Below are 23738 nucleotides of genomic sequence, written 5' to 3'. Positions count from 1 at the left end.
ATTACAGGTATAGCGATACATGAAGGGTAAACGCAATGGACGCTTATTGCTCCTGATAACGACACTGCTGATCCTCCTTATCGGCGCGTTTTTCATATGGCGGCATGTCCGGGAACAGCCCGCCGCCGAACCCACCGCCGCCGCCCGGCCGGGCGCGGCCCGCCCCGAGACCGGGCGGCGTGGCGGCCGCGCCGGGCGCCACGCGCAAACGCTGTCGCCGGTGCAGGCGGCCACCGCGCAGTCCCGATCGGTGCCGCGGTTTCTCACGGGCCTGGGCACGGTGACCGCCGCCGGCACCGTCACCGTAAGGAGCCGGGTGGACGGCCAGCTGATGGCGCTGCATTTCGCCGAGGGCCAATGGGTCAAGGCGGGGACGTTATTGGCGCAAATCGATCCGCGGCCGTTTGAGGTGGCGCTGCTGCAGGCCAAGGGGCAGCTGGCGAAGGACCAGGCGACGCTCGCCAACGCCCGGCAGGATATGGCGCGCTACCAGCAGTTGGTCAAAACCAGCCTGGTCTCCCGTCAGCAGCTCGACACCCAGCAATCATTGGTGCGCGAGGCCGAGGGCACTTTGCTGGTGGACCAGGCGGCGGTGGCCAGCGCCGAGCTGCAACTGGCCTACAGCCGCATTACCGCGCCGATGGACGGCCGGGTCGGCCTGCGCCAGGTGGATGTGGGTAATTTTATCACCAGCGGCGATACCACGGGCATCGTGGTGCTGACCCAGACGCGGCCGATCGATGTGCTCTTTACGCTGCCGGAAAGCGATATTCCAAGCGTTATCGCCGCGCAGAAAACCGGCAACGCGCCCCTGATTGAAGTATGGGATCGCACCAATAAAACCAAGCTGACCGAGGGCGCGCTGCTCAGCCTGGACAATCAAATCGACGCCACCACCGGCACGGTAAGGCTTAAGGGCCGCTTTGCCAATGCCGACGACAGCCTGTTTCCCAATCAGTTCGTCAATATCCGCATGAAGGTGGACACCTTGCAAAACGCGGTGGTGATCCCCCCCGCCGCGGTACAGATGAGCAACGACGGCCATTTTGTCTGGGTCCTGAACGATGACGACCAGGTGAGCCAGCACCGGGTCACCACCGGCATGGAAGACAGCCAGCAGGTGGTGATCACCGCCGGCCTGCAGGCGGGGCAGCGGGTGGTTACCGACGGTCTTGACCGGCTGACCGAAGGGGTCAAGGTCGAGGTTATCGCCCCCGCCAGCACGCAGCCCGCCGCAGGCCCCCGCGCCCCCGCGCGCCGCGGGGAAAAATCCTGATGGAGTTGCTGCCGTCCAGCCATAGCGGCGGCCCCTCGCGCCTGTTTATCCTGCGGCCGGTCGCCACGACGCTGCTGATGATCGCCATCCTGCTGGCCGGTATCCTCGGCTACCGGACGCTGCCGGTGTCGGCGCTGCCCGAGGTGGATTATCCCACGATCCAGGTGGTGACGCTGTATCCCGGCGCCAGCCCGGACGTGGTCACCTCCGCCATCACCGCGCCGCTGGAGCGGCAGTTCGGCCAGATGTCGGGATTAAAGCAAATGGCGTCGCAAAGCTCGGGCGGCGCGTCGGTGGTTACGCTGCAGTTCCAGCTGTCGCTGCCGCTTGACGTGGCGGAACAAGAAGTGCAGGCGGCCATCAATAACGCCACCAACCTGCTGCCGGACGATCTGCCCAATCCGCCGGTATACAGCAAGGTCAATCCCGCCGATCCGCCCATTATGACGCTTGCGGTCACGTCGACATCCATGTCGATGATCCAGGTGGAAGATATGGTGGAAACGCGGGTGGCGCAGAAAATTTCCCAGGTCAGCGGCGTGGGGCTGGTCTCGATTTCCGGCGGCCAGCGCCCGGCGGTGCGGGTCAAGCTTAACGCCCCCGCCCTGGCGGCCTACGGCCTGGACAGTGAAAGCGTGCGCACCGCCATCGACGCCGCCAACGTCAATTCCGCCAAGGGCAGCCTGGATGGCCCGCAGCGTTCGGTAACCCTGTCGGCCAACGATCAGATGAAATCCGCCGAGGATTACCGCCGGCTTATCGTCACCTGGCAAAACGGCGCGCCGGTGCGGCTGCGCGATGTGGCGACCATTGAACAGGGCGCCGAGAACAACCGCCTGGGCGCCTGGGCCAACCGTCAGCCGGCCATTGTCATGAATATCCAGCGCCAGCCCGGCGCCAATGTCATTACCACCGCCGACAGCATCCGCGCCCTGTTGCCGTCGTTGACCGCCAGCCTGCCGAAGTCGGTCACCGTCTCGCTGCTGGCCGACCGTACCGACAATATCCGCGCCTCGGTCAGCGATGTGCAGTTTGAACTGTTGCTGTCCATTGCGCTGGTGGTGATGGTGATTTACCTGTTCCTGCGCAATGCCGCCGCCACGATTATCCCCGCCGTGGCCGTGCCGCTGTCGCTGGTGGGCACCTTCGGGGTGATGTATCTGCTCGGATTTTCCGTCAATAACCTGACCCTGATGGCGCTGACCATCGCCACCGGTTTTGTGGTGGACGACGCCATCGTGGTGATCGAGAACATCTCCCGTTATATCGAACAGGGGGAAAAACCCCTGGCGGCGGCGCTGAAGGGCGCCGGCGAGATAGGCTTTACCATTATTTCCCTCACCGTGTCGTTGATCGCGGTGTTAATCCCGCTGCTGTTCATGGGCGATATCGTCGGGCGGCTGTTCCGGGAATTTGCGGTGACCCTGGCGATAGCCATCCTGATTTCGGCGGTGGTGTCCCTGACCCTGACGCCGATGATGTGCGCGCGCATGCTGAGCTACGAATCCCTGCGCCGGCAGAACCGCTTTACCCGCGCCAGCGAAAGGCTGTTCGAACAACTGGTGGCCGGCTACGGCCGCTGGCTGCGCAAAGTGCTGTTTCATCCCTGGCTGACGCTGTCGGTGGCGATTGCCATGCTGGCGCTGACCATTGTCCTGTACCTGGTTATCCCGAAAGGATTTTTCCCCACCCAGGACAACAGCGTGATCCAGGGCACGGTGCAGGCGGCGCAAAGCGTGTCGTTCAGCAATATGGCCCAGCGCCAGCAGGAGGTGCTGTCGGTCGTCATGCGCGATCCGGCGGTACAAAGCGTATCCTCGCTGATTGGCGTGGACGGCGCCAACGCCACGCTGAACAGCGGACGGCTGCAGATCAACCTCAAGCCGCTGGATAAGCGCCAGGACAGGATCGGCGTGGTGATCGAACGCCTGCAGCGGGCCACCGCCGGCCTGACCGGCATCCAGCTTTACCTGCAGCCGGTGCAGGACCTGACCATCGATACCCAGCTCAGCCATACCCAGTATCAGTTTACCCTGCAGTCCTTGTCCCTGACCGATTTGGGTAAATGGATACCGCCGCTGCTCACCCGGTTGCAAAGCCTGCCTCAGCTGCGGGATGTCAGCAGCGATTTGCAAGATCGCGGCCTGGAAGCCTATATCAAGGTGGACCGGGACAGCGCCAGCCGCCTGGGCGTCAGCATGGCCGATGTGGCGAACGCGCTGTATAACGCCTTTGGCCAGCGCTTGGTTTCCACCATCTATACCCAGGCCAACCAATACCGCGTGGTGCTGGAGCAGGATACCGACACCCTTTCCGGGCTCGCGGCGCTCGACGATATCCGCATCAGGGGCGCCGACGGCAATATGGTGCCGCTAAGCGCCATCAGCAGCGTACAGCAGCGCCTGGGCGCCTTGTCCATCAACCATCTCGAGCAATTCCCCGCCGCCACCGTCTCGTTCAATCTCGCCCCCGGGTATTCGCTGGGCCAAGCGGTGCAGGCCATTACCCGGGCGGAACAGGATCTGGATGTGCCCGACTCCGTGGCCACCCGGTTCCAGGGCAGTACGCTGGCGTTCCAATCGGCGCTGGAGAGCACCGTATGGCTTATCGTGGCGGCCATCGTGGCGGTGTATATCGTGCTGGGCGTGCTGTATGAAAGCTTTATCCATCCGGTCACCATCCTGTCCACCCTGCCCACCGCCGGAGTGGGCGCGCTGCTGGCGCTGATCCTGTCCGGCCACGAGCTGGACGTGATAGCCATAATCGGCATTATCCTGCTGATCGGCATCGTCAAGAAAAACGCCATCATGATGATCGACTTTGCCCTGGCCGCCGAACGGGAAAAAGGCATGACGCCCTATGACGCCATTTTCCAGGCGTGCCTGCTGCGTTTTCGCCCGATCCTGATGACCACCCTTGCCGCGCTGTTCGGCGCCCTGCCGCTGATGTTCAGCACCGGGGTCGGGGCGGAGCTGCGCCGGCCGCTGGGAATTTGCATGGTGGGAGGGCTGGTGGTGAGCCAGGTGCTGACATTGTTCACCACCCCGGTGATCTATCTGCTGTTCGACCGCCTGTCGCGCCGCGGCCGGGCCGTTGTCGATAAGCCGGAAACGACATGAAATTCTTCGCCCTGTTTATCTACCGCCCGGTGGCCACGCTGCTGCTGACGCTGGCGATTGCCCTGTGCGGGGTGATAGGCTTTCGCCTGCTGCCGGTGGCGCCGCTGCCGCAGGTGGATTTTCCGGTGCTGCTGGTCACGGCGTCCCTGCCCGGCGCCTCCCCCGAGACCATGGCCTCGTCGGTGGCCACGCCGCTTGAGCGGGCGCTGGGCCATGTGGCCGGCGTCAACGAGATGACGTCCACCAGCGCCCTGGGCACCACGCGCATTATCCTGCAGTTTGATTTTGACCGCGATATCAACGGCGCCGCGCGCGATGTTCAGGCGGCGCTGAACGCGGCGCAAAGCCTGCTGCCCAGCGGCATGCCCAACCGGCCGCAGTACCGCAAGGTGAATCCGTCCGACGCGCCGATCGTGATCCTGACCCTGACCTCGGACACCTACAGCCAGGGCCAGCTTTACGATATCGCGTCCACCCAGCTGGCGCAGAATATTTCCCAGATGGACGGCGTCGGCAATGTCACGGTCGGCGGCGGCTCGCTGCCGGCGGTGCGGGTCGAGCTCAATCCCCAGGCGTTGTTCAACCAGGGCGTATCGCTTGACGAAGTGCGCGAGGCCATCAGCCAGGCGAACGTGCGCCGTCCGCAGGGGGCGCTGGAGGACAACCAGTCCCGCTGGCAAATCCGCACCAACGACGCCCTGTCTACTGCGCGGGAATACCAGCCGCTGATTGTGCACTACCAAAACGGCGGCGTGGTGCGGCTGCAGGACGTGGCCGACGTGCGCGATGCGGTACAGGATGTGCGCAACGCCGGCATGGTCAACAGCAAGCCGGCCATTTTGATCGTGATTTTCCGCTCCCCCGACGCCAATATCATTTCCACGGTGCAAAGCATCCGGGCGGCCATCCCCGCCCTGCGCGCCTCGATACCGGCCGGCATCGAGATGAACGTGGCGCAGGATCGCTCGCCGACTATCCGCGCCTCCCTCGACGAAGTGGAACAGTCGCTGGTGATTGCGGTGGCGCTGGTGATCCTGGTGGTCCTGCTGTTCCTGCGCTCCTGGCGCGCGACGCTGATTCCGGCGCTGGCCGTGCCGGTGTCGCTGATCGGCACCTTCGCCGCCATGTACCTGTGCGGGTTCAGCCTGAATAATATCTCGCTGATGGCGCTGACCATCGCCACCGGTTTCGTGGTGGATGACGCCATCGTGGTGGTGGAGAATATCGCCCGTCACGTGGAATCCGGTATGAATCCCCTGGCGGCGTCCCTGCTGGGGGTGCGTGAAGTGGGTTTTACCGTACTGTCGATGAGCCTGTCCCTGGTGGCGGTATTTATTCCGCTGCTGCTGATGAGCGGCCTGCCGGGCCGGCTGTTCCGCGAGTTCGCCGTGACGCTGTCGGTGGCTATCATGATTTCCCTGGTGGTGTCGCTGACGCTCACGCCCATGCTTTGCGCCCGCCTGCTGGGCAGGGATACCGCGCGCGCCGCTAAAAAAACCGATCGGTTTACCGCCCTGCTGCTGCGGCTGCAGGGCGGCTACGCCCGTTCGCTGCGCTGGGTGCTTAATCATGCCGGCTGGGTGCTGGTGCTGTTTTTGACCACCCTGGCGCTGAATGTATGGCTGTATATCGCCATACCCAAAACCCTGATGCCGGAGCAGGATACCGGGCGGATACAGGGGTTTATCCAGGCCGATCAGAGTATTTCCTTCCAGGCGATGCGCGGCAAGCTGCAGGACTTTATGAAAATCGTGGCGGCCGATCCGGCGGTGGACAATGTCACCGGGTATACCGGCGGCTCGCGCACCAATGCCGGCTCGATGTACATCTCCCTGAAGCCGTTATCCGAACGCCGGGAAAACTCGCAGGAAATTATCGCCCGCCTGCGCGCCAAGCTTGCCCGGGAGCCGGGCGCCGATCTGTATTTGTCGGCGGTGCAGGATATCCGCGTCGGCGGGCGGGAGTCCAACGCCGCCTACCAGTACACGCTGCTGGCGGACGATCTGGCGGATCTGCGCGCCTGGGAACCCAAGGTGCGCCTGGCGCTGGCGGCGCTGCCCGAACTGGCCGATGTGAACTCCGACCAGCAGGATAAAGGGGCGGAGCTGGGATTGATCTATAATCGCGACGTGCTGTCCAGCCTGGGTCTGGCGGTCTCGGACGTCAATAATCTGCTTAACAATGCGTTCGGCCAGCGCCAGATATCCACCATCTACCAGCCCCTGAATCAATATAAAGTAGTGATGGAAGTGGCGCCGGCCTATACCCAGGACCCCAGCGCGCTGGACCACATGTTTTTGATCAACAGCGCCGGTCAGCCGATCCCGCTGTCGGCATTTGCCCAATGGCAACCGGCCAACGCCCCGCTGTCGGTTAACCACCAGGGACTGTCCGCTGCCTCGACCATCTCCTTTAACCTGCCGGAAGGCATGGCGCTGTCCACCGCCTCCGGCGCCATCGAACGCGCCATGACGGAATTGGGCGTGCCCGCCAGCGTGCGCGGCACCTTCGCCGGCACGGCCAAGGTCTTCCAGCAGACCCAGCAATCCCAACTGTGGCTTATCATCGCCGCCATCGCCACGGTGTATATCGTGCTGGGGATCCTCTATGAAAGCTATGTTCATCCGCTGACCATCCTGTCCACCCTGCCCTCGGCGGGCATCGGCGCGCTGCTGGCCCTGGAGGCGTTCAGCGCCCCGTTCAGCCTGATTGCCATGATAGGCATCCTGCTGCTGATAGGCATCGTCAAAAAGAACGCCATTATGATGGTGGACTTCGCCCTGACCGCCCAGCGGCAAAGCGGCATCAGCGCGGCGGATGCCATTTTTCAGGCCTGCCAGCTGCGCTTTAGGCCCATTCTCATGACCACCCTGGCCGCGCTGTTCGGCGCGCTGCCGCTGGTGATCGGCAGCGGCGACGGCGCCGAGCTGCGCCAGCCCCTGGGCATTACCATCGTCGGCGGGCTGGTGGTCAGCCAGCTGATGACCCTGTACACCACGCCGGTGATTTATCTGTTTTTTGATAAATTGCGTCTGAAAGGGCGTCCGTCCCGCGCCGGCATCGTTATCCCCGAGCAAGAGTAACCGCGATATGCAATGGCATCCCTTTCATCATAACACCGCCCCCGCCGACCCCCGGCCCTCCGCTTCCGTGCACTGGCAGTTGTGGACGGTGGCCTTTGGCTTTTTTATGCAAACGCTGGACACCACCATCGTCAATACCGCCTTGCCCTCGATGGCCCATAGCCTGAAGGAAAACCCGCTGCATATGCATTCGGTTATCGTCTCCTATGTGCTGACGGTGGCGGTGATGCTGCCGGCCAGCGGCTGGCTGGCGGACCGGTTCGGGGTGAAAAAGGTTTTTTTCAGCGCCATCGTGCTGTTTACCCTGGGTTCCCTGCTGTGCGCGCGGGCCGGGTCGCTGCAGGAACTGGTGCTGTCACGGGTGGTGCAGGGCATCGGCGGCGCGATGATGGTGCCGGTGGGCCGCCTGACGGTGATGAAAATCGTGCCGCGTTCGCAGTATATGGCGGCGATGGCGTTTGTCACCATGCCGGGGCAGATCGGGCCGCTGATCGGTCCCGCCCTGGGCGGCTTCCTGGTGCAATACGCCAGCTGGCACTGGATCTTCCTGATTAACCTGCCGGTGGGGATTGTCGGCGCCCTGATCACCTGGCTGCTGATGCCGAACTACAAAATGGAAACCCGCGGCTTTGATATCGGCGGATTTTTCCTGCTGGCGGTGGGCATGGCCACCATGACCCTGGGGCTGGAAGGCCATAAAGGGCTGAATATCCCCGCGGCGTATATCGTCGGCCTGATGCTGACCGGCCTGCTGGCGCTGTTTGGCTACTGGCTGCACGCCAGGCGCAATGAAAACGCGTTGTTCAACCTGCGGCTGTTTGAAACGCCCACCTTCGCCATCGGCCTGCTCGGCAGCCTGCTGGGCCGCATCGGCAGCGGCATGCTGCCATTTATGACGCCGCTGTTTTTACAGCTCGGCATGGGCTACACCCCTTTCCACGCCGGGCTGATGATGATCCCGATGGTGATAGGCAGCATGGGCACCAAACGCATTATCGTGCAGTTGGTCAACCGCGCCGGTTATCGGAACGTCCTGACCGGCGCCACGCTCGGGCTGGCGGCGGTGAGCCTGGTGTTTCCGCTGGTGGCGCTGGCGGGCTGGACTTACGCCATCCCGGTGGTACTGTTTTTCCAGGGGGTGGTTAACGCCATGCGTTTCACCTCGATGAACACCCTGACGCTCAAGGATCTGCCCGATCCGCTGGCCAGCGGCGGCAACAGCCTGTTGTCGATGGTGATGCAGCTGTCCATGAGCCTGGGCGTGACCACGGTGGGCATCCTGTTGGGCTTGTTTGCCGGCGGTCAGGCGCCGCTGGCGACAGGCGATATCCACGGCGTGTTTATCGCCACCTATTTATGCATGGCGGTGGTGATTGCCCTGCCGGCGCTGGTATTTATGCGCGTACCGCCGGACACCTCGCCCAATGGGCTATTATCCCAAAGCGACCCGAAGGGCCAATAAGGCATAAGAAGATGAAATTCGGCATTACCGCAAAGCTGTTCCTCGCCATTTTCGCCACCTGCATGCTGGTGGTGATTACCATGCACTGGGGCGTGCGCGTCAGCTTTGAGCGCGGTTTTATCGATTATATTAAACGTAGCAATAACCAGCGCATCGAGCTGTTAAGCACCGCGCTGGCCGAACAGTACCAGCTGCACGGCGACTGGCGTTTCCTGCGCAATAACGATCGTTTTGTCTATCAGCTGCTGCGTTCCTTTGAACAAAACCTGGACGAGGGCAAGAACCTGCCGCCCCACGGCCTGCGCACCCAGATCTGGGTGGTGGACGCGCAGCGGCAAAAGCTGGTCGGGCCGGGCGGCCCCCTGCCGGATGAAGGCCCGCGCCGTGCGATCAACGTGAACGGCACCCTGGTCGGCTGGGTGATGTCGACGCCGGTCGAGCGCCTGACACGCGATGCGGATATCAATTTCGACGCCCAGCAGCGGCGCACCAGCTGGCTGATTGTCGCGCTGGCGGGACTGCTGGCGGCGGCGGTTACCTGGCTGACCGCGCGCGGCCTGCTGGCGCCGGTCAAACGGCTGGTGAGCGGGACCCATCAGCTGGCCGCCGGCAACTTTTCAACCCGGGTGGAGACCGGCACTCAGGATGAGCTGGGGCGGCTGGCCAATGACTTTAACCAACTGGCCATGTCGCTGGAAAAAAACGACGCCATGCGCCGCGCGTTCATGGCCGATATTTCCCACGAGCTGCGCACGCCGCTGTCGATACTGCGCGGCGAGCTGGAAGCGCTGCAGGACGGGGTGCGCCAGCCCACCGGCGAATCCCTCGCGTCCCTGCAGGCGGAGGTCGCCATCCTGACCAAGCTCGTGGATGATTTACATCAGCTTTCCCTCTCCGACTCAGGCGCGCTGGCCTATCGCAAGGACCGGGTGGACACCATCCATATCCTGGCTATCGCCGCGGCCTCGTTTCGGGAACGTTTTGTGCTCAAAGGGCTGGACCTGACCCTGGCGCTGCCCGACAAGGCATGGATATTCGGCGATGCGGATCGCCTGACGCAGCTGTTCCTCAACCTGCTGGAAAACAGTTTGCGTTATACCGACGCCCCGGGCAGCGTGGCCGTCGAGGGATGGATACGGGAAGACAGCCTGACGCTGCGCTGGCGGGACAGCACGCCCGGGGTCGAGGATGACCAGCTTACGCAGATTTTTGAACGTTTCTACCGTACCGAGGGCTCACGCAATCGCGCCAGCGGCGGCTCGGGGCTCGGGCTGCCTATTTGCCAGAATATCGTCGAGGCGCACGGGGGACGCATATCGGCCGCGCATTCGGCTTCTGGCGGCCTGCAAATCACGGTACAATTACCCCTCGATCAACGGGCACCCAGGACTCTATGAGCGAACTCGACAGCGCGCCGCTAACCATCCTTATCGTCGAGGATGAGCCCAAGCTTGGGCAATTACTGGTGGATTACCTCCAGGCGGCGGATTATCGCACCCATTGGCTGACGCGGGGCGACGAAGTGGCCGACTATCTGCTGAAGACGCCGGCCGCGCTGGTGCTGCTGGATTTGATGCTGCCGGGCCGCGACGGCTTGTCGGTGTGCCGCGATATCCGGCGCTTTTCCGATGTGCCGATTATCATGATGACCGCCAAGACCGATGAGATCGACCGCCTGCTGGGCCTTGAAATCGGCGCGGATGATTATATCTGCAAACCTTACAGCCCGCGGGAAGTGGTGGCCCGGGTCAAGGCCATCATGCGCCGCTGCTATCGTCCGCAGGCCTGCGCGCCGCAGCCCAGTCCGTTAAAAATCGACGAGAACAGGTTCAAGGCCAGCTACCGCGATCTGGCGCTGGATTTAACCCCGGCTGAATTCCGCCTGCTGAAAATACTGGCCGGCGCGCCCGGCCAGGTCTTCTCGCGCGAAGCCCTGCTCAACCAGCTGTATGACGATTACCGCGTGGTGACCGACCGCACCATAGACAGCCATATCAAGAATTTACGCCGCAAGCTGGAAGCACTGGCCGACGATGTGGTGTTTATCCGCGCCGTCTACGGCATGGGCTATCGCTGGGAAGCCGAGCCCGGAGATTTAATTTAACCGATTCAGCCACGGTGACAGCCGCGATCGTCTCCTATACTTCATTTAGCGCGAAGGCGCCGTGCAACGTTGAGGAGGAGCCGACATGGCAACCGTACATTATGAGCTGGAAAAAGTGAAGAACGGGCATTTCATATTTAAATTAAAGGGTAATAACGACGAAATCATTTTATCCAGCGCCACCTTTTGCAGCAAGGCGTCAGCGGAAAATGCCATTCGTTTCGCCCGTTACAATGCCCCCGACGAGAATAACTACGAGCTGAAAAGCAGCCGGGACCGGCATGCGTATTTTATTCTGCGGGGCGGCAATTATCAAATCCTCGGCCAAAGCGGTCCTTACAATTCCGAAACCGCCGCCCGACGAGGCATCAAAGCCGCGATGGAATGCGCCGCCACGAAAGAGATCATGGATTTGACGGCCTGATCCGTTCCGCCGGGGGCGCATCCGGTGTCCCCGTTGCGATGAATTAACCCTGCCTGTTAGCGGTTTTTGCTGATCTTTTCCCCGCCAGGGGCTAAAATCCCGTGCTGCACTGCCCCCGCAGGGGCAGCCTGACTTGACATCAGACGAGATTTATCATGTTTACTCCGGAATTACTCTCACCCGCCGGTTCGTTAAAAAATATGCGTTACGCTTTTGCCTACGGCGCCGACGCGGTCTATGCCGGCCAGCCGCGCTATAGCCTGCGGGTACGCAATAACGAATTCAATCACGAAAACCTGTCCGCGGGCATTCAGGAAGCCCATAGCCTGGGTAAGAAATTCTATGTGGTGGTGAATATCGCCCCGCACAACGCCAAGCTGAAAACCTTTATCCGCGATCTCACGCCGGTGGTCGAGATGGGTCCCGACGCGCTGATCATGTCCGATCCCGGCCTGATTATGCTGGTGCGCCAGGCGTTTCCGGCCATGCCCATCCATCTGTCGGTCCAGGCCAACGCGGTAAACTGGGCAACGGTAAAATTCTGGCAGCAGGCCGGACTGACCCGGGTGATCCTTTCCCGGGAACTGTCGCTGGAGGAGATTGCGGAAATCCGGGCGCAGGTACCGGAAATCGAGCTGGAAGTGTTTGTCCACGGCGCCCTGTGCATGGCCTATTCCGGCCGCTGCCTGCTGTCGGGATACCTCAATAAGCGCGACCCCAACCAGGGCGCCTGCACCAATGCCTGTCGCTGGGAATATAACGTGCAGGAGGGCAAGGAAGACGATGTAGGCAATATCGTTCATCAGCATGAGCCGATCGCCGTTACCCAGGTTGAGCCGACGCTCGGCATCGGCGCGCCGACCGGCAAGGTGTTCATGCTGGAAGAGGCCCAGCGCCCAGGCGAATATATGAGCGCGTTCGAGGATGAACACGGCACCTATATCATGAATTCAAAGGATCTGCGCGCCGTCGCGCACGTGGAACGCCTGACGGCGATGGGCGTGCATTCCCTGAAAATAGAAGGCCGCACCAAATCTTTTTATTATTGCGCGCGCACCGCCCAGGTCTATCGCCGGGCGATTGACGACGCCGTAGCCGGCAAGCCGTTTGACGTCTCCCTGCTCAAAACGCTTGAGGGCCTGGCGCACCGGGGTTATACCGAAGGCTTCCTGCGCCGCCATGTCCATGAGGATCAGCAGAATTACGATTACGGTTATTCTGTTTCAGACCGCCAGCAGTTCGTCGGCGAATTTACCGGCGCCCGGCGCGACGGGCTGGCCGAAGTGGACGTGAAAAACAAATTCTCCCGCGGCGACAGCGTGGAACTGATGACCCCACAAGGCAATATCAGCTTTACCCTGGAACGCATCGTCACCGGCAAAGGCGCCGACGCCGACGTGGCGCCGGGCAACGGCCATAGGGTCTACCTGCCGATCCCGGAGGCTATCGACGTGCGCTTCGCCATATTGTTGCGAAACCTGCCGGGCACCACCACGCGTAATCCGCACGGCAGCGTCGCGGCGGCGGACACCACCGCGGGCTGATCGTTCAGAGAAATTCAGCATTGGTCATCCGGAAATTAGAATTGGGTCACAATACGTACCGGGGGCAAAGCGTATAATGCGCTTGCTGAATCAAAATGCAAAACAATGACCCAGCCTCACCAGGAACCACCTCTTTCGCCAGCTCATCCTCCCTTGAGCTGGCTTTTTATTTGGCGAAAAGCCCCTTCATGACGCATTATCATTTCTGTATGAAAACCCCTACTTCAAGGAAAGGCATTGATGCAATCAGCCATGGCAACCACTCCCGCCTCACTGCTTATCGTGAACGGCAAAAGCGCGGGTAACGAAGAGCTCAGACTGGCGGTGGAGCAGCAACGCGAAGCCGGTTTTCCGCTGCACGTGCGCGTTACCTGGGAGCATGGAGACGCGCAGCGCTACGTCGAGGAAGCCGTTCGCCTGCGGGTGGACACGGTCATCGCCGGCGGCGGCGACGGCACCATTAACGAAATCGCCAGCGCCCTGGCGCTGCTGCCGGCGGCGCGCCGCCCTTGCCTGGGTATCCTGCCGCTGGGCACCGCCAACGATTTTGCCCTCAGCTGCGCCATTCCCCAGGAGCTGGATAAAGCGCTGATGCTGGCCATTAACGGCAAGGCGGTGGATATCGACATCGCCCAGGTTAATCACGATCGTTATTTCATCAATATGGCCACCGGCGGCTTCGGCACCCGCATCACCGCCGAGACGCCGGCCAAGCTGAAATCCGCCCTGGGCGGCGCATCCTATTTTATCCATGGCCTGCTGCGCATGGATACCCTGAAAGCCGACAGCTGCGCAATCCGCGGCCCGGGCTTTAACTGGGCGGGCGAGGCGCTGGTTATCGGTATCGGCAACGGCCGCCAGGCCGGCGGCGGGCAGGCGCTTTGCCCGGACGCGCTGATCAACGACGGCCTGCTGCAGCTGCGCGTTTTCGCCTCGGAGGCGCTGCTGCCGATCCTCCTCAACAGCCTGACCAGCGATGAGCAAAACCCCCATGTCATCGCCGCTTCTCTGCCCTGGCTTGAAATCGAGGCGCCGCATGAGGTCACCTTCAACCTCGACGGTGAGCCGCTGAAGGGAAAAAAATTCCTGATTACCATCTTACCGGCGGCGCTGGCATGCCGTCTGCCGCCCCTTTGTCCGCTGCTGGCCTAGGGGAACCGGCCATGTCGCCGCCAGTGATTTGATCTTACGCACATTTTCGACAGTCCGGGACGACACGCGCAAGAATTTGTATAACAACTTAGGGTAATCTATAGGCTATGTAGCTGTTTCAGGAAGTTATCATGCAAGCATTTTCACCCGCCCTGCCCGCGCCGCAAACGCTTTACTACAGCGCCGGGGAAGCCCATCCCCTGGAGACGCTGACGGAAAAAAGCCTGTGCGGCATGGTCGAGGATATGAAAGTCACCCAGAGTGACAAAGAACATTATATTACCGGCTGGATGGGGCCCCACAGCGTGGTGGTTATCCATAACTACCGCGAAAAGCGCGGCACCTCCAACGGTTTTGTGTTGACCAAAGAGAACCAGTACCGGCTCAGCGTGCAATCCATTGAGTTCCGCATCCCGAAATTAATCCTTTGGCTGTCGCTGCGCCGCAATCCGCGCACCATGACGCTGATTACCTACAATACGCTGGGCGATATGGTCAGCCCGCTGATGCAGTTTCGCAATATGACCGATAAGCCGGTCAAGCGCATGCTGGAGCAGGACTGGCAGGCGCTTAACGACTATATCGGCATGGCCTGCTGGCAGTTGGAAAACGGCAATCCGCTGTGGCATCAGCTGCTGCAGACGTTAACGCCCGACACGCTATCAGGCTTGATCAACGCGCCGGTGTTCAGCGAAAAACGACTGCAAAAAGACGGCGAGTACGAAGGTTTCTGGGCCGGGAATGTCTTTATCGGCCGCTGTCTCGGCCCTTATCCGGCGCTGCAATTATTATGGCGCGATGAAGACAACCAGATGCAGCCGGGGTATATCTATACGGCGGTACCGGAATACCGGGGCGGCACTCCCCTGCCGTCATTGCGCATCCGCCCGCACCGCGGCGAGAACAGTTATTTGCTCAACGCCTTCGACGCCCGACATCTGCACGACGCCCGCTCGCTGCTTAACTTTGCCCAGGGCATTCTCACCGGAATGTCACCACCACTGGTGGAAATGATGGACCGGCCCGATCCCCTGCCCGACCTGTAGATCATCCGCATGCAGCAGCGCCTGCTGCAGCCAGGCTTTGGCCGCCGCGAGCGTTTGCGCCCAGTCGTCATGCAGCGGACGCAGGGCCGCCAGCGCGGCGGAGAGCGTGCAACCGGTGCCATGGGTATGCCGGGTGTTCACCCTGACGGCGTCGAAACGCCGTTCGTCCGTGGCGGTGATAAGCCAGTCGGGACTGGAGTCGCCATGCAGGTGGCCGCCCTTCATCACCACCGCCTGGCAGCCGTAGGCCAGGAGTTCCCGGCCCTGCCGGCGCATTTCCTCCTCGCTGGCGGCGGCGCGGCAGCCCAGCAGCGCCGCCGCTTCCGGCAAATTAGGGGTGATGATGGACGCCAGCGGCAATAAGACATCCCGCACGGCGCTCACGGCATCCGGCGACAGCAGGAAATCGCCGCTTTTCGCCACCATCACGGTATCGAGCACCACATAGGGTATGGGATATTGCCGCAGTTTTGCCGCCACCGTCCGCACGATGTCCGCCTGCCCGAGCATGCCGATTTTGGCGCTGTCGATACGCAGGTCCCCGAGCACGGAATCCAGCTGGGCGGCGACGAATTCAGCGCTGATAGGATAGATGGACTGCACGCCGCGGGTATTTTGCGCCACGAGCGCGGTGATGACCGTGGCGCCATAGGCGCCAAGCGCCGAGAAGGTTTTTAAATCAGCCTGGATACCGGCGCCGCCGCTGGGATCGGTGCCGGCGATACTGAGCAGGTTATGGCAGCGCTTCATTGTATATCCTCCTCCTGCAGGCCGTACAGCCGGTCGAGGAAGCCGACGGCAAAGCTGCCCGGACCCGCCGCGTCCCGGGCGGTTAACCGCCCGGCCCGCGCCATGATCCTGCAGGCGGCGGCCAGATGCTGCAACCGATCGCCCGGCAGGGCGCAAAACGCCGCCGCCACGGCCGATAAGGCGCAGCCGGTACCGGTGACGCGCGTCATCATGGCGTCGCCGTCGGTTACGGACCAGACCCGATCGCCGTCGGTGATAAAATCCACCCGGCCGGTAACCGCGACCAGGGTGCCATAGTCCGCGGCCAGCCGGCGGGCAAAAGGCAGGGCGTGGCGGGAGTCGTCGGCGCTGTCCACGCCGCGGCCCAGGGCCGGCTGCCCGGCCAGCGCCAAGATTTCCGAGGCATTGGCGCGAATGGCGGCGGGTTTTAACGTCAATATGCCCCGGGCAAATTCAGTACGGAAGGTTAATGCGCCCACGGCCACCGGATCCAGCACCCATGGCGTGCCGGCCTGATTGGCCGACGTAATGGCGGCCATCATCGCCTCGGCCCGCGGCGCGGTCAGCGTGCCGATATTCACCAGCAGCGCATCGGCCATGGCGGCGAACTGAACCGCCTCACGGGGTTCGATCACCATGGCCGGGGCGGCGCCGACGGCCAGGAGCGCATTGGCGGTAAACGCCTGTACCACGTCATTGGTCATACAATGGACTAATGGCTTGCGCTGGCGCAGCAGGGTAAGGGAAGACGCGGCGGCTAAGCCGGGCAGTTCGGCAGGTTCGGTAATCATAGCGCTCCCAGCCGGCGCTGAGGAAGACGGACCCGGCGGGACAACAGGCCGTGACTTCCCTACGCTGGCATTATCCAGATCAGGTCATACGGGTAAAATCTCAGTCCGGCGCACAGCGGCGGACACCCCGAGTCAAGTGGCATGATTATCCGGCGGGCGGGAGAAAAGATCAATGGTGAGTTTGCTGGCGGAGCCTGGTCCCTCCGCCGGCGTCGATCTCATAAACACAATTATCAGCAGACTTAATAATAAGGCTATGAGCAGGGCCGCTGGGGACTGACCAACATCCGGCCGTAACAAACGTCCCCGCAGAATTGCGCACCCGTGGCGCCGGTGGGCGTCAACCACCACTGCGCACTGTCCCCGGCCCCCTCCAGGCGGGCAAATCCCGCCTCGGCCAGCGCGCTTAACCGCCCGGCCAGCCAGGGATCGTCTTTTATCGGCGGGGAAAAGCGCCAACGGGGCTCAGCATGACAAAACATTGGCTTATTATTCATGAGATCGATTAAAATTATTTTATGGAGATGCTCAGAGGAATATGCCGTTAATGAAAACAAAGCTAATAAATTAAAAAGACAGAATCTAATCATGCCTACCTTCAACAGCCAGAAGAATCACCGGGCAATGATAGCATCAAATTTCTCGCGGCAACGCCTGCATCTTAAACACTATATAAATGATTGCAAATATATTGGCAACGCTGTCCATTTTAAGCCGACAGCATAATAAAACTCCCACAGATGGACAGGGTTGTGATCACGTTGCGCGAAATGATAAATGGATAGTTAACCAAATAATTTAAGTTCCGTGGCCCGGCTGATGGCATGTTTTGCATTCGTAACGCCTAGCTTATCAATAATATTTCTGATATGAAATTTTACCGTTCCCTCGCGTATTGCCAGGATGGTCGCGACCTCGCCATAGGTTTTTCCGACACTGGCCCAGAATAATACTTCTTTTTCCCGGGGAGACAGCGCCTGGACGTGTGATCTCTCGCCATGGGACGTGGCGTTGGGCAACGTATTTTGCATAAAGTTCAATACCTTATCATGAGTGCTAATCAGCAGCATCTGCAGTCTTTCTTTGTTTTGCTCAATAAAATGATAAAAGTCCTCCTTTCCCTGGCGGTTGCTGATGCTTAATGTAGCCAGGTTGTTATCGCAATCATGCAACGTAAAAGTGTAGCCGCTGTCAAGCCGGTAATATTTTGACAGCCTGAAAAAGCTATGCTCTTGTATTATCGACGGATTATCAGGCCAAAAAAAAGGGGTGAATTTCCGGCAGGCGATGAGCATCACCGGGTCGATTTTTTGATAACCGTAACTGCGGTATTGATTCAGCCAGCCGCTGGGGTAGTCGGATATTATATAGGCTGGGAAGTTATCGCTTTTATTCATCATAAAGTAGGCAAAACAGAACGCGTTGGCGTTCTTGAATATCTGCTGAAGATAAAGTTTGATTTCTATTTTCATCGTTTGGATAAAGAAATCTTGATTATTCTCTAAGGGTTTTTCCATAAAATATGCCTGCCATATTAACTAACACTCATCATTTATTATCCATAAGGGGTAATAAAGAGCAGTTTCAACATGTAATACCGGTGGGATTTTGGATAATATAAGAGGCAGGCTATGGATGCAACCTCTAACAGTTTTATCAATCATTGCGGCGCTAATGACTGCCGCCCAGGGCTTGCGCTACCCTCATACCGGTGTTTAAGACGGTTTATCCTCAGCGGCATCCCGCGTTTATATTAATCTAGTTTAAGCTTCAGCTAGATGCGACCGGATAATAATCGCGATCGCCTGCCGGCGGACCGCACCGCGCCGGCACCGCATCCTATACCGCCTGGAAATAATAAGCACAATATTATTTATTCCATCTATAAGTTAAACTTGATACTGAGAAGGTAACAAATCAATAAGTTAACTAAGGTTTCAGATGAAAAAAGAGGATGTGGTTGTCAGGGATTACCGGGAAGCGGATCGTCCTTTTCTGCGTACTCTCTATCTGTCGGCACGCAAGGCCGGCTGGACCTGGCTTGATAACCGGCAGTGGCGGCTGGAGGATTTTGACGGCGCCACGTTCGATGAAAAGATCATCGTCGCCGAAATACAGGGCCATATTGCCGGTTTTGCCTCGCTTTGGCTGCCGGACAGCTTTTTGCATAATTTGTTTGTCGATCCTGCCTGGCAGCGCCGCGGGGTAGCCACCGCGCTGCTGACGGCGTGCTATCCGCTCTGCCGCGGCACCATGGCGCTTAAATGCCTGCAGGAGAATGTGGGCGCGCAGCAATTCTATCTGCGTCACGGCTGGACGATTATCTCATCCGGTGTTTCCGAGCACGGCAAATATTATCTGATGCACCGCAGGATCCGGCAGCAGTAGCCAGGCGCGCCCGCGCCGCGTTTTCGTGGCCGCTGCCCCCGTCTTGGGGTTACAGGACGATGCGCGGGCGTCTGTTGCCGTGACGATTTATTCTTCCGTGCGGCTTTTCCTGGCGGCCATGTATGTGCATAATACACATATTATCCATTTGAACCCGGTTGCCATCGGGGATGGCCGGATTCGCGCCCAGGGGTGAAACGGAATGAAAGCAGCGATCGTAACAACGGCGGGCCAGCCCCCCGTCTACGGAGACTTCAGTGAACCAGCGCCCGCGCCGGGCAAAAGCCTGATCCGCGTCAGCGCGTCGTCGCTGAGCCACATCACCAGGAATCGCGCGTCGGGCGCGCATTACAGCGCCGACAGCGCGCTGCCGTTTATTCCCGGCATCGATGGCACCGGCATCACGCAAGACGGCCGGCGCGTCTATTTTCTGTTGCCGGAGCAGCCTTACGGCGCCATGGCCGAGCAATGCCTGGTGGACGCGGGCCATTGCATCGCCCTGCCGGACGACCTGGACGAGGTTTCCGCCGCCGCCATGGCCATACCGGGCATGTCGTCATGGGCGGCCCTGGTGGAACGCGCCCGGCTGCGCGGGGGTGAAACGGTGCTGATTAACGGCGCCGCCGGCACGTCCGGCCGCCTGGCAATCCAGATTGCCCGGCATCTCGGCGCCGGGAAAATCATTGCGACGGGACGCCGGACCGCATCGTTCGGCGATCTCCGCCGTCTTGGCGCCGACGTGACGATTCCGCTGGTCCAGGATTTGAACGCCCAGGAGCAGGCCTTTACGCACGAATTTCGCCAGGGCGTCGATATCGTGCTGGATTATTTATGGGGGGTTAGCGCGCAAACGCTGGCTATAGCCGCCGCCAAGGCCGGTCCGGAGGGCGTGCCGATTCGTTTTGTGCAAATCGGCTCGTTAAGCGGGGCCGATATCACCCTGCCTGGGGCGGCGCTGCGGTCGTCCGCGTTGCAGTTGATGGGCAGCGGCATCGGCAGCGTGCCGTTTCCGCGCATGCTGGCGGCCATCCAGGGCGTGCTGGCGGCGGCCCCGGGGGCCGGTTTTACCATCGCGGCGCAATCCATGCCGCTGGCGGAGGTCGCGCGGGCCTGGGCCGCTGATAACGACGGCGCGCGCATCGTATTGCGGCCCTGAAAGCCCGTTCAGGGTCATTGAACCTGTTAGTCGATATACCCGTATAACGTCACTACTTTACCCCTACGGCCGGTAAGCCGATAGTAGCTCTTCGCCCATACCTTTCTGGAGAAGCTATCATGCGTGTCTTTGTTACCGGCGCTACGGGGTTTATCGGCTCCGCCATTGTCAGGGAACTGATCGCCGCCGGCCATCAGGTGCTCGGTCTCGCCCGTTCGGAGGCCTCCGCCGGGTCGCTTATCGCCGCCGGCGCCCAGGCGCATCGCGGCAGCCTGGAAGATCTGGACAGCCTGCGCGCCGGGGCGTCCCTGTCCGACGGCGTCATTCATACCGCCTTTATCCACGACTTCACCAAAATGAAGGAAAATTGCGCGATAGACCGGCGCGCCATCGAGGCGCTCGGCGCCGCGGTCTCCGGCAGCGGCCGCCCCCTGGTGGTCACCTCCGCCACCGGGCTGATGTCGCTCGGCCGTAGCGCCACCGAGGACGATGTCCCGGCGGCCGGCCCCGACGCGATACCCAGGGTCGCCTCGGATGATGCGGTGGCCGCGCTGGCGGCGCAGGGCGTGCGCGTCTCGCTGGTACGCCTGCCGCCTTCGGTCCATGGTGAGGGCGATCATGGCTTTGTGCCGCTGCTGATCGGCATCGCGCGCGAACGGGGCGTTTCAGCGTATGTGGACGAGGGCCTTAATCTTTGGCCCGCCGTGCACCGGCTCGACGCGGCGCGTTTGTTCCGGCTGGTGCTTGAACAAGGCGCTGCGGGCGCCCGCTATCATGCCGTCGCAGAAGAAGGGGTGCCGTTTCGCGCGATCGCCGAGGTTATCGGCCGCCGCCTGGGCCTGCCGGTCGTCGCCAAGACCGCCGGTGAAGCCGCCGCACACTTCGGTTGGTTCGCGCACTTCGCCGCGCTTAACAGCCCGGCCCTGAGCCGGCAGACCCGCGAACAGCTGGGCTGGCGGCCGGAGCAGCCTGGACTGATTGCCGATCTCGACCACCCACGCTATTTTTCCTGACCGGCACGGCGGTTTTCGGCCGGTGATCAGGAAGAAGCCGGTATGTTTTGGGCTTCGCCGGCGAGCAGATGGCGCCTGGCGCTCGCCATAATCTCATCCGAGAGCGCCTGCCCTTTTGTGGCCCGGGCCAGCACCAGCGCCCCGACCAGGGTGGCCATCTCAGCCAGTGCGGCTTCCCGCGCAGCGCCGGCATCGCCCTCTTCCCGCCCATCGGCAAGCAGGGCAATCAGTTTTTCCAGCCCCTGGAGAAACGCCAGGCGCACGGGCTTGTCTTGCGGCTCACGGGCGACATCGGTGGCCAAGGCGGCCAGCGGACACCCCGTTGCCACCGCCGTCAGGTTCTGCGGCGCGAGATATGCCTCAATCAGCGCGGCGTGCGCCGCGGCGGGGTCCCCGGTCCCGTCCATGCGCGCATGCCAGCGCTCAACCGAATCCCCGAAGGCCTTGGCGCAGGCAATGGCGGCCAGTTCATCCTTCGACGCAAAATGCCCGTAGAACCCGCCATGCGTCAAGCCCACCGCGCCCATCAGATCGGCGACGCTGACGCGCAGGCCCTGTTCACGGAACAAACGTGACGAGGCGTCTACAATGGCGACGCGGTTGCGTTCGGTTTCGGCTCTTGATACCCGCGGCATGGCAACTCCCACTATGGCATATACATTATCAGCATCATCTATTATAGCCCTGGCAGCTATCCGGCGCTACACTGTTTGCCCCTGCCCGCGTGTTTCACTGTGAAGGAGAGAGCCCATGCCTTATCTGCAACTTGATGTAAACGGCCATTATGCCACGCCGGATAAGCAGCGCCTGGCCGCCAAACTCAGCGCCACCTATGCCGAGATGATGTCCGTCGATATCCGGCGTATCAGCATCGCCATCCGGGAATTGGGCGCAGGCGGCGTCTGGCGTATTACGGCGGCCGATAGCGCGCCGGAGCCGGTTTCGGTGCTGATGCTGGACATCCGCAAAGGCCGGTCGGCCGACCAGCGCATGGCGGTGGCCAAGGCGCTTTGCGCGCACTGTGTCGAAATACTGGGACTGCGCGCGGATCGGCTCAACGTCGAGTTTACCCAGCATGACGGCGACGAGATGTATCACCCGCAGCTGGGCGGCTACAGCCCGGATTGGGAGCCAGGCCAACGCTAGGCGGCAGACAATTTGTCGGCGCTATTGCGCAGCGCCCGCGCAAAGACGCGCCAGCACGCCTGGGGATATTGCGGCGAAGGCTTTCCGCAAGCTGGCGCCGTTGGCCGGGCGCTACATTTCCATAACGATCTTGCCGAAAGCGCCGCGGTCGAGATGATCGAGCGCCGCGGCAAGATCAGCCAGCGGATAGCGGGTATCGATCACCGGTTTCAGGCCCGTCCGGTCGACGGCCCGGACCAGATCCTCCAGCGCGCGGCGATGGCCGGTGCCTATACCCTGGATGCTGACATCCTTAAGCATCAGCGGCATGGCCTGAGCCGACACCTCGAACCCCTCCAGCGCGCCAATCTGATAGATGCGCCCGCCGACAGCCGCCGTCTGCACGGCCTTGCCGAGGTGCGGTCCGCCGACCAGCTCGAGAATATGATCGGCACCGCGGTCGCCGGTGATGCGCAGTACCGCGTCCACCCAATCTGCGTGCCGGCGATCGATGCCATGATCCGCGCCCAGCGCCATGGCGCGCCCCAGCTTGTCGGCACTGGCGGAGACAATGGCTTCGGCCCCATGCGCCTTGGCGATCTGCAGGCCGAACAGCGCAACGCCGCCCGTTCCCTCTATCAGCACCGTCTCGCCGGCGCGCAGGCGGCCGCGCTCGACAAGCGCGAACCAGGCGGTAAGCCCGGCGCAGGGCAATGTACTGGCTTGCGCATCGTCCAGCGTATGCGGCGCCCGCACGAACCAGTCTTCCGGGAACGCCACATAGTCCGCCAGCACGCCGGGATAAAAACCGCCCAGGGTACGATAGGACGGCGTACGGGCGTCACCGCGCCGGACGCCGTCGATCCAGCCGGGCGTGAAGGTCGAGATGACGCGCTCGCCGGTGCTGAAGCGGGCGGCATCCGCGCCCGCGGCGATCACCGTTCCCGCGAGATCGGAACCGGGGGTGAAGGGAAACGCGATGGGTAAACCCCGGCCGCTTTCGGTTACCATCTTGTCGCGATAATTGAGCGAGACGGCGGCCACCTTCACCAGGACTTCGCCCCGCCCCGGCGCCGGAATCGGCACCTCACGCAGCGCCAGCCGGTCCCGGCCTATGGCGTCCATCTCCCAACGTCTCATGGTTTTTGTCATCACGTACTCCGTTGCATCTTGGCGGAAAGGGCGTCCCGCGCGATCATCCGCCCGGCAGAGGCCCTTGAGGTTAGGGTCCGCACAGTATCGCATCCTGGATAGTGCATGATAATGCGCTATAATCGGCACAATCTGTTGAATGTGAGGCAACTG

General features: G+C 61.5%; 20 protein-coding genes and 1 riboswitch. Of the genes, 14 read left to right on the top strand and 6 right to left on the bottom strand.

What is annotated here, in order from left to right; genetic code table 11:
- Positions 1 to 19 precede the first annotated feature (19 nt).
- The 10 genes from ABUK12_RS23345 (at position 20) to ABUK12_RS23300 (ending at position 15210) form a co-directional block, all read left to right on the top strand.
- A complete protein-coding gene (locus tag ABUK12_RS23345) occupies positions 20 to 1276 on the top strand; it encodes an MdtA/MuxA family multidrug efflux RND transporter periplasmic adaptor subunit (RefSeq protein ID WP_410014061.1) in 1257 nt (418 codons plus the stop codon).
- A complete protein-coding gene (locus ABUK12_RS23340; RefSeq protein ID WP_410014060.1) occupies positions 1276 to 4395 on the top strand; it encodes an MdtB/MuxB family multidrug efflux RND transporter permease subunit in 3120 nt (1039 codons plus the stop codon). The genes ABUK12_RS23345 and ABUK12_RS23340 overlap by 1 nt, the downstream gene beginning before the upstream one ends.
- Complete coding sequence (gene mdtC / locus ABUK12_RS23335; RefSeq protein WP_410014059.1) at positions 4392 to 7478, top strand: multidrug efflux RND transporter permease subunit MdtC; 3087 nt, start codon at positions 4392 to 4394, stop codon at positions 7476 to 7478. The genes ABUK12_RS23340 and mdtC overlap by 4 nt, the downstream gene beginning before the upstream one ends.
- 7 nt (positions 7479 to 7485) lie before the next feature.
- Complete coding sequence (gene mdtD, locus ABUK12_RS23330) at positions 7486 to 8940, top strand: multidrug transporter subunit MdtD (RefSeq protein WP_410014058.1); 1455 nt, start codon at positions 7486 to 7488, stop codon at positions 8938 to 8940.
- An 11-nt stretch (positions 8941 to 8951) separates the two neighbouring features.
- Positions 8952 to 10337, top strand: coding sequence for a two-component system sensor histidine kinase BaeS (baeS, locus tag ABUK12_RS23325; RefSeq protein WP_410014057.1), 1386 nt, complete (start codon positions 8952 to 8954; stop codon positions 10335 to 10337).
- Positions 10334 to 11044: a two-component system response regulator BaeR gene (baeR, locus tag ABUK12_RS23320; RefSeq protein ID WP_410014056.1), complete on the top strand. Its 711-nt coding sequence runs from the start codon at positions 10334 to 10336 to the stop codon at positions 11042 to 11044. The genes baeS and baeR overlap by 4 nt, the downstream gene beginning before the upstream one ends.
- A gap of 85 nt (positions 11045 to 11129) precedes the next feature.
- Positions 11130 to 11468 (top strand): YegP family protein, encoded by a 339-nt coding sequence (locus tag ABUK12_RS23315; RefSeq protein ID WP_410014055.1) that lies wholly within the window; start codon positions 11130 to 11132, stop codon positions 11466 to 11468.
- Positions 11469 to 11623: 155 nt separating this feature from the next.
- Positions 11624 to 13012 carry a tRNA 5-hydroxyuridine modification protein YegQ gene (gene yegQ / locus ABUK12_RS23310; RefSeq protein WP_410014054.1) on the top strand — a complete coding sequence of 463 codons (1389 nt, stop codon included), beginning with the start codon at positions 11624 to 11626 and terminating at the stop codon, positions 13010 to 13012.
- Positions 13013 to 13264: 252 nt separating this feature from the next.
- Entirely contained in the window at positions 13265 to 14164 is a 900-nt protein-coding gene (gene yegS, locus ABUK12_RS23305) for a lipid kinase YegS (protein WP_410016752.1), read from the top strand.
- Positions 14165 to 14295: 131 nt separating this feature from the next.
- Positions 14296 to 15210, top strand: a complete 915-nt coding sequence (locus ABUK12_RS23300; protein ID WP_410014053.1) for a hypothetical protein — start codon at positions 14296 to 14298, stop codon at positions 15208 to 15210.
- On the opposite strand, the gene thiD is transcribed toward ABUK12_RS23300, so the two are convergent.
- The 4 genes from thiD to ABUK12_RS23280 form a co-directional block, all read right to left on the bottom strand.
- The gene (thiD, locus tag ABUK12_RS23295; protein WP_410014052.1) at positions 15157 to 15960 is read right to left on the bottom strand and encodes a bifunctional hydroxymethylpyrimidine kinase/phosphomethylpyrimidine kinase; all 804 of its coding nucleotides are present in this window, start codon (positions 15958 to 15960) and stop codon (positions 15157 to 15159) included. The two genes, ABUK12_RS23300 and thiD, sit on opposite strands and share 54 nt — an antisense overlap.
- Positions 15957 to 16751, bottom strand: a complete 795-nt coding sequence (gene thiM, locus ABUK12_RS23290; protein ID WP_410014051.1) for a hydroxyethylthiazole kinase — start codon at positions 16749 to 16751, stop codon at positions 15957 to 15959. The genes thiD and thiM overlap by 4 nt, the downstream gene beginning before the upstream one ends.
- A 39-nt stretch (positions 16752 to 16790) precedes the next feature.
- A riboswitch (TPP riboswitch) is annotated at positions 16791 to 16891 on the bottom strand.
- Between the two features lie 114 nt (positions 16892 to 17005).
- Complete coding sequence (locus ABUK12_RS23285; RefSeq protein ID WP_410014050.1) at positions 17006 to 17233, bottom strand: hypothetical protein; 228 nt, start codon at positions 17231 to 17233, stop codon at positions 17006 to 17008.
- 303 nt (positions 17234 to 17536) lie between these two features.
- On the bottom strand, positions 17537 to 18268 hold the full coding sequence (locus tag ABUK12_RS23280) for a helix-turn-helix transcriptional regulator (RefSeq protein WP_410014049.1): 732 nt from the start codon (positions 18266 to 18268) through the stop codon (positions 17537 to 17539).
- A 424-nt stretch (positions 18269 to 18692) separates the two neighbouring features.
- Between ABUK12_RS23280 and ABUK12_RS23275 the strand changes: the two genes are divergently transcribed.
- From ABUK12_RS23275 to ABUK12_RS23265, 3 genes are all read left to right on the top strand, one after another.
- Positions 18693 to 19139, top strand: a complete 447-nt coding sequence (locus tag ABUK12_RS23275; RefSeq protein ID WP_410014048.1) for an N-acetyltransferase family protein — start codon at positions 18693 to 18695, stop codon at positions 19137 to 19139.
- Between the two features lie 202 nt (positions 19140 to 19341).
- Complete coding sequence (locus tag ABUK12_RS23270) at positions 19342 to 20295, top strand: zinc-binding alcohol dehydrogenase family protein (protein ID WP_410014047.1); 954 nt, start codon at positions 19342 to 19344, stop codon at positions 20293 to 20295.
- Positions 20296 to 20414: 119 nt separating this feature from the next.
- Positions 20415 to 21308, top strand: coding sequence for an SDR family oxidoreductase (locus tag ABUK12_RS23265; protein ID WP_410014046.1), 894 nt, complete (start codon positions 20415 to 20417; stop codon positions 21306 to 21308).
- A gap of 26 nt (positions 21309 to 21334) precedes the next feature.
- Here the strand turns inward: ABUK12_RS23265 and ABUK12_RS23260 are convergent, their stop codons facing one another.
- Entirely contained in the window at positions 21335 to 21943 is a 609-nt protein-coding gene (locus ABUK12_RS23260) for a TetR/AcrR family transcriptional regulator (RefSeq protein ID WP_410014045.1), read from the bottom strand.
- A 115-nt stretch (positions 21944 to 22058) separates the two neighbouring features.
- Between ABUK12_RS23260 and ABUK12_RS23255 the strand changes: the two genes are divergently transcribed.
- Entirely contained in the window at positions 22059 to 22454 is a 396-nt protein-coding gene (locus tag ABUK12_RS23255; RefSeq protein WP_410014044.1) for a tautomerase family protein, read from the top strand.
- A 111-nt stretch (positions 22455 to 22565) separates the two neighbouring features.
- Here the strand turns inward: ABUK12_RS23255 and ABUK12_RS23250 are convergent, their stop codons facing one another.
- Entirely contained in the window at positions 22566 to 23585 is a 1020-nt protein-coding gene (locus tag ABUK12_RS23250; protein ID WP_410014043.1) for a zinc-dependent alcohol dehydrogenase family protein, read from the bottom strand.
- Positions 23586 to 23738: the final 153 nt, after the last annotated feature.

Origin of the sequence: Sodalis sp. C49 (assembly GCF_046352915.1) — a bacterium.
Taxonomy (GTDB): Bacteria; Pseudomonadota; Gammaproteobacteria; order Enterobacterales; family Enterobacteriaceae; genus Acerihabitans.
Note: the sequence above shows the minus strand (reverse complement) of the source record. Positions and strands in the feature narration are given on the sequence as shown.